The 14,533-nt window shown below is 63.0% G+C and carries 13 protein-coding genes and 1 pseudogene; 5 read left to right on the forward strand and 9 right to left on the reverse strand.

Annotation, left to right across the window (positions count from 1 at the left end; translation table 11 throughout):
- Positions 1 to 22 precede the first annotated feature (22 nt).
- The 4 genes from pqqC to ACOZJV_RS32760 are packed head-to-tail and all read left to right on the forward strand — an operon-like array spanning position 23 to position 3,986.
- Entirely contained in the window at positions 23 to 775 is a 753-nt protein-coding gene (gene pqqC, locus ACOZJV_RS32745; protein ID WP_020295430.1) for a pyrroloquinoline-quinone synthase PqqC, read from the forward strand.
- A complete protein-coding gene (gene pqqD / locus ACOZJV_RS32750; protein WP_020295429.1) occupies positions 772 to 1,047 on the forward strand; it encodes a pyrroloquinoline quinone biosynthesis peptide chaperone PqqD in 276 nt (91 codons plus the stop codon). Before pqqC ends, pqqD begins: the two co-directional genes overlap by 4 nt.
- On the forward strand, positions 1,019 to 2,188 hold the full coding sequence (gene pqqE, locus ACOZJV_RS32755) for a pyrroloquinoline quinone biosynthesis protein PqqE (RefSeq protein ID WP_078472843.1): 1,170 nt from the start codon (positions 1,019 to 1,021) through the stop codon (positions 2,186 to 2,188). The genes pqqD and pqqE overlap by 29 nt, the downstream gene beginning before the upstream one ends.
- Entirely contained in the window at positions 2,154 to 3,986 is a 1,833-nt protein-coding gene (locus ACOZJV_RS32760; protein WP_421549412.1) for a prolyl oligopeptidase family serine peptidase, read from the forward strand. The genes pqqE and ACOZJV_RS32760 overlap by 35 nt, the downstream gene beginning before the upstream one ends.
- 68 nt (positions 3,987 to 4,054) lie before the next feature.
- Here ACOZJV_RS32760 and ACOZJV_RS32765 read toward each other — a convergent pair whose 3' ends face one another.
- From ACOZJV_RS32765 to ACOZJV_RS32790, 6 genes and pseudogenes are all read right to left on the reverse strand, one after another.
- Entirely contained in the window at positions 4,055 to 4,213 is a 159-nt protein-coding gene (locus ACOZJV_RS32765) for a YqaE/Pmp3 family membrane protein (protein WP_003228885.1), read from the reverse strand.
- A gap of 142 nt (positions 4,214 to 4,355) precedes the next feature.
- Entirely contained in the window at positions 4,356 to 4,676 is a 321-nt protein-coding gene (locus ACOZJV_RS32770) for a helix-turn-helix domain-containing protein (RefSeq protein ID WP_421549413.1), read from the reverse strand.
- Positions 4,669 to 5,024: pseudogene (locus ACOZJV_RS32775) on the reverse strand (type II toxin-antitoxin system RelE/ParE family toxin). The gene ACOZJV_RS32770 and the pseudogene ACOZJV_RS32775 overlap by 8 nt, the downstream one beginning before the upstream one ends.
- 238 nt (positions 5,025 to 5,262) lie before the next feature.
- A complete protein-coding gene (locus ACOZJV_RS32780) occupies positions 5,263 to 5,988 on the reverse strand; it encodes a type 1 glutamine amidotransferase (RefSeq protein WP_421549414.1) in 726 nt (241 codons plus the stop codon).
- Positions 5,988 to 7,271 carry an aspartate aminotransferase family protein gene (locus ACOZJV_RS32785; protein WP_421549415.1) on the reverse strand — a complete coding sequence of 428 codons (1,284 nt, stop codon included), beginning with the start codon at positions 7,269 to 7,271 and terminating at the stop codon, positions 5,988 to 5,990. The genes ACOZJV_RS32780 and ACOZJV_RS32785 overlap by 1 nt, the downstream gene beginning before the upstream one ends.
- On the reverse strand, positions 7,268 to 7,966 hold the full coding sequence (locus ACOZJV_RS32790; RefSeq protein WP_421549416.1) for an MOSC domain-containing protein: 699 nt from the start codon (positions 7,964 to 7,966) through the stop codon (positions 7,268 to 7,270). Before ACOZJV_RS32790 ends, ACOZJV_RS32785 begins: the two co-directional genes overlap by 4 nt.
- Before the next feature lie 102 nt (positions 7,967 to 8,068).
- On the opposite strand from ACOZJV_RS32790, the gene ACOZJV_RS32795 reads away from it, so the two are divergent.
- Positions 8,069 to 8,998 carry a LysR family transcriptional regulator gene (locus ACOZJV_RS32795; RefSeq protein ID WP_421549417.1) on the forward strand — a complete coding sequence of 310 codons (930 nt, stop codon included), beginning with the start codon at positions 8,069 to 8,071 and terminating at the stop codon, positions 8,996 to 8,998.
- A 236-nt stretch (positions 8,999 to 9,234) separates the two neighbouring features.
- On the opposite strand, the gene ACOZJV_RS32800 is transcribed toward ACOZJV_RS32795, so the two are convergent.
- The 3 genes from ACOZJV_RS32800 to ACOZJV_RS32810 all read right to left on the reverse strand — a co-directional run bounded on the left by ACOZJV_RS32800 (position 9,235) and on the right by ACOZJV_RS32810 (position 14,379).
- Positions 9,235 to 11,013 (reverse strand): acyl-CoA dehydrogenase C-terminal domain-containing protein, encoded by a 1,779-nt coding sequence (locus ACOZJV_RS32800; RefSeq protein ID WP_421549418.1) that lies wholly within the window; start codon positions 11,011 to 11,013, stop codon positions 9,235 to 9,237.
- A gap of 187 nt (positions 11,014 to 11,200) precedes the next feature.
- On the reverse strand, positions 11,201 to 12,997 hold the full coding sequence (locus tag ACOZJV_RS32805) for an acyl-CoA dehydrogenase C-terminal domain-containing protein (RefSeq protein WP_421549419.1): 1,797 nt from the start codon (positions 12,995 to 12,997) through the stop codon (positions 11,201 to 11,203).
- 89 nt (positions 12,998 to 13,086) lie between these two features.
- Positions 13,087 to 14,379, reverse strand: coding sequence for a GGDEF domain-containing protein (locus tag ACOZJV_RS32810; RefSeq protein WP_043228644.1), 1,293 nt, complete (start codon positions 14,377 to 14,379; stop codon positions 13,087 to 13,089).
- Positions 14,380 to 14,533 lie beyond the last annotated feature (154 nt).

A 14,533-nucleotide genomic window follows, 5' to 3' on the forward strand; every position in this document is an offset into this window, starting at 1 on the left:
CCGCAGCCCCCGGAGAACCGCAATGACTGACACCGCACTGTCCCCCGCCGAGTTCGAACAGGCCCTGCGGGCCAAGGGCGCCTATTACCACATCCACCACCCCTATCACGTGGCGATGTATGAAGGCCGGGCTACCCGCGAACAGATCCAGGGCTGGGTCGCCAACCGTTTCTATTACCAGGTCAATATCCCGCTCAAGGATGCCGCGATCCTGGCCAACTGCCCGGACCGGGAAATCCGCCGCGAGTGGATCCAGCGCCTGCTGGATCACGACGGTGCCCCCGGTGAAGACGGCGGCATCGAGGCCTGGCTGCGCCTGGGCCAGGCCGTGGGCCTGGATCCGGATCAACTGCGCTCCCAGGAACTGGTACTGCCCGGCGTGCGCTTCGCGGTGGATGCCTACGTCAACTTCGCCCGGCGCGCCAGTTGGCAGGAGGCGGCCAGCAGCTCGCTCACCGAACTGTTCGCGCCGCAGATCCACCAGTCGCGCCTGGACAGCTGGCCACAGCATTACCCATGGATCGACCCGGCCGGCTACCAGTACTTCCGCACCCGCCTGGGCCAGGCCCGGCGTGATGTCGAGCACGGCCTGGCTATCACCCTGCAGCACTACACCACCCTGCAGGGCCAGCAGCGCATGCTGGAAATTCTCCAGTTCAAACTGGACATCCTTTGGAGCATGCTCGACGCCATGAGCATGGCGTACGAGCTGCACCGCCCGCCTTATCACAGCGTCACCGAACAACGGGTCTGGCATAAGGGGATCACCCTATGAGTTTTGATCGCAGCAAGGTTCCGCACTGGCGACCCGGCTACCGCTTCCAGTACGAACCGGCGCAGAAAGGCCATGTGTTGCTGTACCCGGAAGGCATGATCAAGCTCAACGACAGTGCCGCGCTGATCGGTGGCCTGATCGACGCTGAGCGTGATGTGGCGGCGATCATTGCCGAACTCGACGCGCAGTTCCCCGGCGTGCCTGAGCTGGCGGACGATATCGAGCAATTCATGGAGGTCGCCCGTGCTCAGCACTGGATCGAACTTGCCTGATACCGCGCGCCTGCCGCCCAAACCCGAGGTCGGCCTGCCCTTGTGGCTGCTGGCCGAACTGACCTATCGCTGCCCGCTGCAATGCCCCTATTGCTCCAACCCGCTGGATTTCGCCGAGCAGGGCAAGGAGCTGAGCACCGAGCAATGGCTCAAGGTCTTTCGTGAAGCCCGGGAAATGGGCGCCGCGCAGCTGGGGTTTTCCGGGGGCGAACCCCTGGTGCGCCAGGACCTGGCCGAGCTGATTGCCGAAGCGCGCAAACTGGGGTTTTACACCAACCTGATCACCTCCGGCATCGGCCTCACCGAGCAAAAGATCAGCGACTTCAAACAGGCCGGGCTCGACCACATCCAGATCAGCTTCCAGGCCAGCGACGAACAGGTGAACAACCTGCTGGCCGGCTCGAAAAAGGCCTTCGCGCAAAAGCTGGAAATGGCTCGCGCGGTCAAGGCCCACGGCTACCCGATGGTGCTGAACTTCGTGACCCACCGGCACAACATCGACAAGATCGACCGCATCATTGAGCTGTGCATCGCCCTCGAAGCCGACTTCGTCGAGCTCGCCACCTGCCAGTTCTACGGTTGGGCGCAGTTGAACCGCGTCGGCCTGCTGCCCACCAAGGAGCAGCTGGTGCGCGCCGAACGGGTGACCAACGAGTACCGCGCCAGGCTCGAAGCCGAGGGGCATCCGTGCAAGCTGATTTTCGTCACCCCGGATTACTACGAAGAGCGCCCCAAGGCCTGCATGAACGGCTGGGGCAATATTTTCCTGACCGTCACCCCGGATGGCACCGCCCTGCCCTGCCATGGCGCGCGGCAGATGCCGGTGCAGTTCCCCAATGTGCGCGAGCACAGCATGCAGCACATCTGGTACGACTCGTTCGGCTTCAACCGTTTTCGCGGCTACGAGTGGATGCCCGAGCCTTGCCGCTCCTGCGACGAGAAGGAAAAAGACTTCGGTGGCTGCCGCTGCCAGGCGTTCATGCTCACCGGTGATGCCAGCAATGCAGATCCGGTGTGCAGTAAGTCGGCGCATCATGGGATGATCCTCCAGGCTCGCGAAGACGCCGAGCACGCCACCCAAACCATTGAACAACTGGCCTTCCGTAATGAACGAAACTCACGCCTCATCGCCAAGGGCTGAGCCCTTCAGCGCCGCCCAGGCAGTTGCCGCCGGGGTCGACTTCAGCGAATTGCGCCTCGGCGCCCAGGGCCTGTTCTGGAACGAATATCGCCCGGCCGACGCGGCCTGCCGAATCTGGCACTGGCAACACAACCAGGCCCGGTGCCTGACGCCCAAGGGTTTCAGCGTCAGCAGCCGGGTCTATGAATATGGCGGCGGTGCCTTCTGTCTGAGCGACGACGGGCTGGTGTTCGTCAATGACGCAGACCAGCAGCTGTACCGCCAGTCCGTGCAGGGAGAAATGCCCACTGCGCTGACCACCGGGGAATGCCGCTACGGCGACTTGCAATTCGCCGCGGGCAAGGTCCTGGCGGTCGAGGAGCATCAGGACCGGCACCGGTTGGTGGCCATTGCCCTGGCAGATGGCAGTCGCCAGCTGCTGGCCGAAGGTGCGGATTTCTACGCCGCGCCCACCTTGAGCACCGACGGCCAGCGCCTGGCCTGGATCGAGTGGGATCGTCCCCATCAACCCTGGACCGCGACCCGACTGATGGTCACCGAGCGCCTGGCCAATGGCCTCTGGAGCGCGCCGCGTTGCCTGGCGGGTAACGACACGCAAGAGGCCCTGCAACAACCACGCTTCGATGCCAGCGGTCGCCTGTATGCCCTGACCGATCGCGGCGGCTTCTGGCAACCCTGGGGCGAATCGGCGGATGGCTTGCAGCCGCTGCCCAGCGCCGCTGCCGATCATGCCCCGGCGCCCTGGCAACTGGGCGGTTGCAGCTGGCTGCCGCTGGGTGGCGAGGCATGGCTGGCGAGCTGGACCGAGGCCGGTTTCGGCCGCCTCGGCCTGCGTCGGCAGGACGGCACGCAACAGGACTTGAGCGGCAACTACAGCCGCTTTCGCAGCCTGGCGATGGACCAGCAGTTCATCTATTGCATCGCCGCCTCGCCGGTCAGCCCGTCGGCTGTGATCGCCATCGACCGTCACAGCCAGCAGGTGCAGGTGCTGGCCGGTGGCGTGTCGCCGCTGCCCGCAGAGCAGATCAGCCTCCCGCAGACCCTGAACTACCCGAGCGGCCAGGATCAGGCCCACGGGTTCTTCTACCCGGCCATGGACAACGCCGCCTCACCGCCGTTGGTGGTGTTCATTCATGGCGGCCCGACCTCGGCCTGCTACCCGATACTCGATCCACGCATCCAGTACTGGACCCAGCGCGGGTTCGCCGTGGCCGACCTCAACTACCGAGGCAGTACCGGTTACGGCCGGGCCTATCGCCAGGCCCTGCACCTGCGTTGGGGGGAGGTGGATGTGCAGGATGCCTGCGCCGTGGTCGAGCATCTGGCCGAGCAACGGCTGATCGACCGCAGCCGCGCCTTTATTCGCGGCGGCAGCGCGGGGGGCTATACCACCTTGTGCGCGCTGGCGTTCGCGGATGTGTTTCGCGCCGGCGCCAGCCTGTATGGCGTCAGCGATCCTCTGGGCCTGACCCGCACCACGCACAAGTTCGAGGGCGACTACCTTGACTGGCTGATTGGCGACCCGGAGCAGGACGCCGAACGTTATCGCGCCCGCACACCGCTGCTGCACGCGGGCAATATCCGGGTGCCGGTGATTTTCTTCCAAGGTGAACTGGACGCAGTCGTGGTGCCCGAACAGACCCGCGACATGCTCAAGGCCCTGACGGACAACGGCATTGCGGCCCAGGCCCACTACTACCCGGACGAGCGCCACGGCTTTCGCAAGGCGAGCAACCAGGCTCATGCGTTGGAGCAGGAGTGGTTGTTTTATCGGAAGGTCATGCAAGGGCTGGACTGAATCAAGCGCTCAGCCCGGCCGCCGCAACGCGGCAAGCCCGCCCCTGCCATCAGGGGCGGGCTGCGGCTTCAGCGCTTGGCGATGATGTACACCGCATGCACGATGCCCGGGATATAACCGCACAGGGTCAGCAGAATATTCAGCCAGAACGCGCCGCCGAAACCCACTTGCAGGAACACCCCCAGTGGCGGCAACAGAATGGCGATGATGATGCGGATAAAGTCCATGGGCAGCTCCATAAAGGCAATTGGCTCACACGAGCCTTACAGCTAATCGACCCGCGCCGCTCGACAGGGTTCAGTCGATTTGCCCTGGCCGCTCAGGCTGACGATCAGCCCTAAGCCCTGCGCTACCGGCCTGCGGGTCGATTCACGCCAGTATTTCCAGGCCATGCTTGTGCACGATGCTCAGTAGCTTGAGCGCCATGCCGCTGGGATGTTTGTCACCGGCCTCCCACTGCTTGACCGTGGACGCGCTGGTGTTCAGGTACCGTGCGAACACCGGCTGGCTGACGTGATTGCGCTCGCGGATCGCCTTGATCTCCTGGGCCGACATCGCGGCCGGAACCGCCGCGATGCAGGATTCATCGAAGCGGTGCAGGGTGGTCTTGCTGATCGCGCCGATGGCGTGCAGCGCACTGGCCGATTCGTGGATCGACTCCAGGGCCTCGCTGTTGAATTTCCTAGTCATGCTTGATCTCCACAAAAGCGTTCATTTCCAGCATCTGCTGCACTTGCCAATCGTCCAGGCGGTCATAGACCCTGGCCAATTCGCGGAAGGCCATCAGCTCCTTGAGGCTGATGTTGCCCTGGTCCTGCTTGGCGAAGAGAAACTGATACACCCAATAACGCCGCCCCTGGCCAACACGATCGAACGATGGCGGTTGGCGTTCAGGCGTTTTTTCCAGATTCCGCCGCCGAGGTCGTCAGCTTGCCCGAGCAGCATCTCGCTGAAGGCTTGCCGGAGCGAGCTGTCGCTGATCAAGGCCTTGTTGGCGGCGGCCGTGAATCCTCTGGTTTTGAATAATCGGACTTTCATGGTGTCCCTTCCGCAGAAAACCTACCACTAAGTGGTATATTTTTTCAAATCAGGCCGCCCGACGGCGCCCCGCCCCGACCTCGGCGAATCCGTGCCGAGTGCTTCAGGCAACCCGAAGCAGGACGCCGCTTCAAGTACCACAAAGGGTTTTGCAAAAACCCGAGACAAAAAAACGCCCCGTGCGAAAAATCGGACACGGGGCGACGCGTTATTACCGCGAGACGGTTCAGGAATTCTGTCAACGCAAGGTCGGGTGCGGCCCTGAGAGGTAGTCCAGCAAACGGAACAGGGTCGGCGCCAAGCCACTGCAATGGGGAATGCCGGCGCGGATCGCCTGGTCATCCTCGACGGTATCCGGCCGAGCCTGGTGCTCGGCATTCAGCCAGGCCTTGGGCCGGGCCTGGAGCAGCGCCTCGATACTGTGCCAATCGCTCTGCATCAGGCACTGCAGGGCAATAGCCCGCTCCTGCCAGATAAACCCCTGGTTGGCGCAGGCCGCCGAGCGATACAGCGGCAACGCGCCCTTGGGCAGCTCGAAGCTCTCACCGTGCCAATGAAAGGCCATCAGCCGTTCCGGCAATGCCAGGCCCAGGGGCGAACCCTGGGCATGGGGGTATTTTTCCACCGGCCACCAGCCGATCTCCCGCGATGCGCTGATGCGCACTTCAGCACCCAGCGCCTGGGCCAGCAGTTGGCCGCCCAGGCCTATCCCCAATACCCGCTTGCCCGCGGACAGCGCCTTTCTGATCAAGCGCTTTTCGGCGCCCAGCCAGGGAATCAGGGGATCATCGTGAACGCTCATCGGCCCGCCCAGGGCGATCAGCAAATCGAAACTGTCGAGCCGCGGGATTCGCGCCTGGGCATAGAGATGGCAGATGTGCACGGCACTGGCACGTTCCAGCAGCCACTGGCTGATACGGCCCGGGCCGGCGGCCGGGGAATGTTGCAGAATCAGCACCCGCATCAGACAGCCACTCCCTTGCGGCACTGCAACTGCGCCGTGCGCACCCGAGAAAACGCACGCGCGAGGCGCAGCAGCATTTCATCGATATTGGCTTTGCTCACCGTCAGCGCCGGGGTAAAGCGCAGGCAGTCAGGCTGGGGCGCGCTGAGCAGCAAGCCTTCGTGACGCGCGGCCTTGACCAGTGCCTGGGCCGAGTCGTCGGACAGGCTCAAGCCCCAGAACAGCCCGTGGCCATGCAGCGCGCCCTGGCCGTGACGATGGGCCAGGCGCGCCAGGCCTTCGCGCAGGTATTGGCCGGTGTCGCGAACCTGTTCGAGAAAACCGTGCTCCAGCACCGTGTCGAGGACCGCCAGCCCGGCAGCACTCATCAACGCGTTACCGTGATGGGTGCCGTCGAGTTCGCCCACCTCGAAACAGCAGGCCTTGCCCCGCGCCAGCAACGCCGCCAACGGCACGCCACCCCCCAGGCCCTTGCCGAGCACGGTGATGTCGGCGCGGACACCGTAGACCTGCTCCGCCAGCAGGGCTCCGCAACGCCCGATGCCGGTCTGCACTTCATCGAGAATCAGCAGGATGCCCAGCTCGCGACACAGCCGCTCGACGCCCTTGAGGTAATGCTCGGTGGCGGGAATCACCCCGGCCTCGCCCTGAATCGGTTCCAGCATGATCGCCACGGTGTGTGCGTCCACCGCGGCATGCAGCGCCGGCAGATCATTAAACGGCACATGGCTGAAGCCTGGCAGCCGGGGTTCGAAGCGATTGCCCTGGTTCGGGCTGGCCGAGGCCGACATCGCCGCAAACCCGCGACCGTGACAGCTGTTGCTGGCGGTGATGATTTGCGCCGCGCCGCCCCGATACAGTTGGCCCCACTTGCGCGCCAGCTTGATCGCCGCCTCACAGGCCTCGCTGCCACTGCCCAAGAGGTACGCCTGGTCGCTACCGGTGCTCAGGCACAGGCGTTCGGCGAGCTTGAGCATGCTGCGGTTGTAAAACCCCGAGCCGGGGTTGATCAGCGATTGCGCCTGGGCGGCCAGCGCCGTGACCAGGGCCGATGGGCTGTGGCCCAGGCTGTTGGCGGCCGCGCCCTGGGTGAAGTCCAGGTAGGCGCGGTCTTCGTTGTCCCAGAGCCAGGAACCCTGCCCCCGTACAAACACCGGTTGAGGCCGCTGCACGCTGGGCATCAGGCGCTCGCTGCTGCGCTCGTCAGCGCTGGCCGGTAGGCAGAAATCATTGGCCAGGTCGTCGAGGCTGGCGGGCTTGCGCCGCAGATTGAACAGATTCATGCGCGCAGCCCTTCCAGCGGCAGGCCGAGCAACCGTGAAGACCAGTCTTCGACGCGGCCGGTGCGCATGCGCTTGATTGCGATATCGCGCCAGCGCGAAGCGAGCGCCGGGCAGTCCACCAGTTTTTTCAAGCCGGCATGCTCCAGAGGCTCCTGATAAAAACAACGCAGGGCCCAGGCCACGGTCAGGCCGGGATAGCTGCGCTGGATCAGCTCGAACGGCTGGTCGGCGCTGACGAACCCGGGCTTGAGCACCCGGTAGAACCAGCCGCAACGGCCATTGTCCTGGGCCTGTTGCGGCAGGCTCGGGATGCCCCAGCGGTGGCTCAGGCGATAGCAGGGGGAACGTGGCTGGCTGATCTGCAGCAAGGCGCCGCCCCAGCGAAACATGTCGCCCAGGCACACATGTTCTTCCGTCAGGCCGTGGGTGGAGAGGTTTTCGCCAAAGGCCGGGGCGCACCAGTCGATCTGTGGATAACGCTTGCGCCAATAGGCGTAGTGCTCGGCCGGGTAGTGATGCAGGGCACGCTCGGGGCCGGTATGAAAGCGCGGATCACCGTGCTCATCGCTGCCCAGGCCTTGCGGCCACAACCAGAGTCGATTTGCAACCGGGTGTTTATCCGTGTCGCTGATCAAACCCTGGCCGATGTTTTTTGCCTTGCCTATGTAAACGCCCTCCACATAAACCGTATTCATCGCGCTCTCTGGCCCTGTAAGCCTTGTGAATAGGGGTTAGACTAGGCTTCTTGGCGGCACTCGGCCATTTCGATTTTCCAGCATTTTTGATAAGTAAAACTTATGGATTTCAAGCAACTGCGTTATTTCGTCGCGGTCTATGAAGAAGGCCATGTGGGCCGGGCCGCGGAACGCCTTTCCATCTCCCAGCCGGCGCTCTCGCAGCAGATCCGGCAGCTGGAACAGAACCTCGATGTCAGCCTGTTCGAGCGCAGCAGCAAGCGCCTGTTGCCGACCCTTGCTGCGCACACGTTGTATAACCATGCCCTGCCGCTGCTCGATGGCATGCAACGGGCACGCGAGGCCCTGGGCAACTTCCGCGGCCAGGCCCTGCGGACCCTGGCCATCGGCGTATTGCAGACCGTACACACCAGCCTGGTACCGCAAATGCTTGAGCGGGTGCGCAAGGCACAGCCCCATCTGGTGGTGCAGATCTATGAATTGACCGGCCTGGAAATCGAACGCCGGCTGCTCAATGGTGCGCTGGACATCGGCATCAGCTACCTGCCGCCGCGCCAGGCCGGATTGCACGGCGTGTCACTGTACGAAGATGAGCTGACCCTGGTCATCCCCGCCGACCACCCGCTGCGCGAATTCAAGAAAGTGTCCATCAGCCAGGCGGCCGAGTTGCCGATGCTGCTGCTCGGCGAGGAATTTCAGGTGCGGCAGATCTGGCAGGCGCAACTGGCCAGCCTCGGGCGCCGCCCGCAAGTGCAGGCCGAGTTGAACAATATGGCGGGGATTCTCGATAGCCTGCCCCATACCCGCCTGGCGACAGTGTTGCCAGGGCGCTCACGCCAGGAACATGGCAATAAGGATTTGCTCTGGAAACCGCTGAGTGAACCCAGGGTGCCGTTGAAAGTGGGGTTGGTCTGTCGCGACGTGCAGCGTCAGCAAGGCACATTGGAGCTGCTGCGCAGCCTGCTGGAAGACGTGATGAATGGCCCGCAAGGACGATTGCCCGGGGCCGCCCCCCTGGATGGGCTGGGCTGAAGAGCCCGGAACAAAAACCCGGGCAAAAGAAAACCCCGCCGAAGCGGGGTTTTGCACACTGTTTCCCTGACATCCTTTTCACTCCGCCATCCTGGCAGAATCCTACGTGTCCATGTTTTGCTTTTGCGCTTCCTGCGCGACGTCCATGTGAAGTAGATTAGCTCTGGATCCAATCTGTCGATAGACGTAATCAGCAGCACGCAATGTAAGAGAATGCTTACATTGCGCCCTCAGCCTCAGAACTGCGCAGCGTCCAGCAGGAACAGCGATTCACTGCCCGCCTTGACCGACGCGCTCAACGAGTGAATCCGCGGCAACAGGCGAGCGAAGTAGAAACGCGCGGTGCCCAGTTTGCTGGCGTAGAAGTCTTCCTGCCCTTCCTTGCCCAGTGCGGCCTTGGCCATCAACGCCCACATGTAGGCATAGGCTGTGTAACCAAACGCTTGCAAATACTCGACCGAGGCCGCGCCGATTTCGTTGGGGTTACTCTTCGCCCAATCCAGCAGCCAGGCCGTCAGGTCGTCGAGCACAGCCACGGCGTCATTCAACGGCTTAGTGAATTCCCCCAGGTCGCTGCTGGCGGTCGCAGTGAAATGGCGGATCTCGTCGGCAAACAACTGATAGAACGCACCGCCGTTGCCGACAATCTTGCGCCCTACCAAGTCCAGCGCCTGAATGCCGTTGGTGCCTTCGTAAATTTGGGTGATGCGCACATCACGCACCAGCTGCTCCTGGCCCCACTCGCGAATGTAGCCGTGACCACCGAAAATCTGCTGCCCGTGCACCGTGGTTTCCAGGCCCAGATCGGTCAGAAACGCCTTGGCCACCGGGGTCAGCAAGGCCACCAGGTCTTCGGCGCGTTTGCGCGTGGCGGGCTCTTCGCTGAACTTGGCGGTGTCGAGTTGCATCGCCACATAGGTCGAGAACGCCCGGCCGCCTTCGTTCGAGGCTTTCATGGTCAACAGCATGCGGCGCACGTCCGGGTGGACGATGATCGGGTCGGCCACTTTGTCCTTGGCTTGCGGGCCGGTTGGCGAGCGGCTTTGCAGGCGATCGCGGGCGTACTCGACGGCGTTCTGGTAGGAGCGCTCACCCGAGGCCAGACCCTGGATACCAACCCCCAGGCGTTCGTAGTTCATCATGGTGAACATCGCCGCCAGGCCTTTGTTCGGCTCGCCCACGATGTAGCCGACCGCCTCGTCGAAGTTCATCACGCAGGTGGCCGAGGCCTGGATACCCATCTTGTGTTCGATCGAACCGCAAGTCACCGGGTTGCGCGCACCCAGGCTGCCGTCGGCATTGACCATGAACTTGGGCACCAGGAACAACGAGATCCCCTTGGGCCCGGCCGGTGCGTCCGGCAGCTTGGCCAGCACCAGGTGGATGATGTTTTCGGTCAGGTCGTGCTCACCGCCGGTGATAAAGATCTTGGTCCCGCTGACCCTGTAGGAACCGTCCGCCTGAGGCTCAGCCTTGGTGCGGATAATGCCCAGGTCGGTACCGGCATGGGGTTCGGTCAGGCACATGGACCCGGCCCAGACTCCGGCGTACATGTTCGGCAGGTAGGTCTCTTTCAGTTCTTCGCTGGCGTGGGCGTTGATCGACAGGCAAGCCCCGGCGGTCAGCATCGGGTACAAGCCAAACGACAGGCTGGCGGAGTTGACCATTTCCTCGACCTGGGCCGACACCGCCTTGGGCATGCCCATGCCGCCATAGGCCGGGTCGCCGCCGACGCCAACCCAGCCGCCCTCGGCATAGGTCTGGTAGGCCTGGGTGAACCCCTGGGGCGTGGTCACCGCGCCATTGCTCCAGTGGCAACCTTCTTCGTCAGCGCTGCGGCTCAGCGGGGCGATGCTCTTGCCAGTGACTTTGCCGGCTTCCTCAAGAATGGCCTCGACGGTTTGCGCATCGACCGTTTCGGCCAGCGCAGGCAGCTCGGCCCAGAGTTTGGCGACCTCGAAAACTTCATTGAGGACGAAGCGCATATCGCGCAGGGGCGCTTTGTAGTCAGCCATGGCAAACCTCGCAAGATCTAAACAAGAGGGCCGAAACAGGCCCCAATAACGAAAACCGAAGTGTAACCTAACAACTTTTGTGACACATAGGGTCAACTAGTGACCTTTTTGTTAATTTTAGTCACACAGGATTCCGGACATGATAAAGCCCGCACCAGGCGGGCTTTCAACGGCTTGATCGAACAGGTTAAAGCGCGAACAACTCCGCTGGCAGCTGCATCAGGCAGTCGCTGCCGGCTTCCACCGCCGCCCGATGAGTTGCAGTACGCGGCAGCAGACGCTTGAAGTAAAACTCACAGGTCGCGAGCTTGGCCGTGCAGTAATCCCGGTCACCCTCGCCGGCATCGAGCTGCGCCTGAGCCACCAGTGCCATGCGCAACCAGAGGTAGCCGAGAATGATGTAGCCGCTGTACATCAGGTAATCCAGGGCAGCGGCCCCCACTTCATCGGGATTCTTCAGCGCCGCCATGCCGACCTGGGTGGTCAGTGTGCCCCACTCCTGATTCAGGCCATTGAGCTGCGCGACATAGGCCTTGAGCTGCGGGTGCTCACCCTGGGCCTGGCAGAACTTGTGGACGATCCGGGTGAACCCCTGCAGCAGCTTGCCCTGGCTGCCAAGGACCTTGCGCCCCAGCAGGTCCAGGGCCTGGATGCCGTTGGTGCCTTCATAAATAGGGGCGATGCGGCAATCGCGCACCAGTTGCTCCATGCCCCATTCGCGGATAAACCCGTGGCCGCCAAACACCTGCATGCCGTGGTTGGTCACTTCCAGCCCGGTCTCGGTCATGAACGCCTTGCAGATCGGGGTGAGGAAGGCCAGGAGGTTTTCGGCATCCTGGCGCTGCTCCGGGTCCGCGCCGAGGTGGGCCACGTCCAGCAGTTGCGCGGTGAAATAGGTCAGCGCCCGGTTGCCTTCGTTGAAGGCCTTCATGGTCAGCAACATGCGCCGCACGTCCGGGTGGACGATGATCGGGTCCGCCGCCTTGTCCGGGGCCTTGGGCCCGGTCAGCGAGCGCATCTGCAGGCGGTCGTTGGCGTACTTGATCGCACCCTGGAAGCTCGCCTCGCCCAGACACAAGCCCTGCATCCCGGTGCCCAGGCGCGCATGATTCATCATGGTGAACATGCAGTTCAGGCCCTTGTTGGCCTCGCCGATCAAATAGCCCCTGGCCCCATCGAAGTTGAGCACACAGGTGGCCGATGCCTTGATGCCCATCTTGTGCTCGATGGAGCCACAGCTGACCCCATTGCGCTCGCCCGCCTCGCCTTGAGCGTCAGGCACGAACTTGGGCACGATGAACAGCGAAATGCCCTTGGTCCCCGCCGGCGCATCCGGCAGCTTGGCGAGCACCAGGTGGATGATGTTGTCACTCAGGTCATGTTCGCCGGCGGAGATGAAAATCTTGCTCCCGGAGACCGCATAGCTGCCATCGGCCTGAGGCACGGCGCGGGTCTTGATGATGCCCAGGTCGGTGCCGCAATGGGCTTCGGTGAGGCACATGGTGCCGGTCCACTGACCGCTGGTGAGTTTGCTCAGGTAGGTGGCTTTCTGCTCGCTGGAGCCGTGGGCGTGGATCGCCGACATCGCACCGTGGGTCAGCCCCGGGTACATGCCCCAGGACGTATTGCTGGAACCGACCATCTCGCTGATGACCAGCCCCAGGGACTGCGGCAAGCCCTGGCCGCCGTAACTCGGATCCGCTGCCAGGCCGTGCCAGCCGCCTTCGACGTACTGCGCGAAGGCCTGCTTGAAGCCCTTGGGGGTGGTGACCACGCCATTTTCGAAGTGACAGCCTTCCTCGTCCCCGGAGCGGTTCAGCGGCGCGAGTACGTTCTCGCAGAACCTTGCTCCCTCTTCGAGGATCGCGTCGACCATGTCCGGGCTGGCGTCGGTCGCACCCAGGGCCGCGTAGTTGGCGTGGAAGTCGAACACATGGTCGATCAGAAAGCGCATGTCGCGCAGCGGGGCTTTGTACTCAGGCATGGTCGTGTCTCCGGCAGCAGATAGCCCACGCTACTGCTGCCCACCAGGCCTGCCAATCACAGTCCAGACGCTGAATGCGCCATCATCACTCAACCCGCAGCGCTGTCCATGCGCACCGCGCCACGGCGGTTCTGGCCGAAGGCGATAACGCAGTTACGACCGGCGCCCTTGGCGTTGTACAGGGCCTGGTCGGCGGACTTGAGCACCTCTTCCGGGGAGCGATGCTCCACCAGGCGTTCGGCCACACCAATGCTGACCGTCACCGACACACTGGAGGCTCCGGCGCCCGCTCGGCGCTGGCGGCCTTGGTGATCGTCCTGGGGCCGGCTGTCCTGATTGCGCAACTGGATGTTGTAGCTGGCAATCGACTCACGGATCACCTCCAGGTGCGGCATGCATTCTTCCAGGGTCTTGCCGGCGAACACCAGGGCGAACTCCTCGCCGCCATAGCGGTAGGCGCGCCCGCCGCCACTGATTTTCGACAGCTTGCTGGCCACCAGGCGCAGCACCTGGTCGCCGACATCGTGGCCGTGGGTGTCGTTGAATTTCTTGAAGTGGTCGACGTCACTCATCGCCAGCACATAGTTGCGACCCAGACGCTGCATGCGCTCGTTCAAGGCACGGCGCCCCGGCAGGCCAGTCAGCTCATCGCGGAACGCCATCTGGTACGCCTCATGGGCCACCGCGGCGGCTATCATCAACATCACCTGGCTGCACATGATGTTCAGGGTGAACGGCAGGATGAAAGTCTTGGGCAGCATCCAGAACAGCCCGAGCAAGCCCACCAGTTGCGCCGCGTGCAGGGGCCGTGGATTGCGCCAGTACTGCACCGCCAGCAACAGGAACGCTGCCAGGAACACGGGGTAGGACAGCTGGATCAGGCTCATCCAGGCGCCATGCAGCGCCGGCCAGCGGATTTCCGCCAGCCAGTTCAACAGCGCCTGTGGGTAACTTTGCTCAAAGCCCAGGGCCACGCTGCCAAACGCCAGCAGCACGGCAAACCGCGCCACCATGTCCTGGAACAGGTGGGTACGTTCCTGCCAGGCGGCAAACAGCCCGAACAGCAGCGGCAGCAACAGACACACCAAGTGAAAGACCACCGCAGCGTCCTCACGGACCTTGCCGTTGTCGCGGTAGTAATCGGTCTGGGTATCGAGCAGAAAGTAGGCGATGTACACCGTGACCATCAGGAACAGCTCGCGCTGGCGCCGATAGACCGCGCAATAGGCGCCGCCGAGCAGCAGCACCAAGGTCGGCAGGACGTTGAACAGCGAGGTGAAGAAGACGTTGAGATCCTTGACGTAGGCAGCCGCGAGCCCCGCAAGCAACAGCAGCAAAGACGGTAAAAAGTGACTGAAACGTACAGCAGAAGAACGCGGCAAGGGTAAAGCTCCGACGCGGCTAATCAGTAGATGGCATTGTGCCTGCATTGCATGCAGTTAAGCACAATCAATGTGACAGACATCACATTGCCATCTCTTTAACGGCAGGCAAGACATTCTTCTTAGCGTTTTAGTCAGGAATTTTATTGGCAGA

It is taken from the genome of Pseudomonas sp. QD4, assembly GCF_049199125.1.
In the GTDB taxonomy this organism is placed as follows: Bacteria; Pseudomonadota; Gammaproteobacteria; order Pseudomonadales; family Pseudomonadaceae; genus Aquipseudomonas.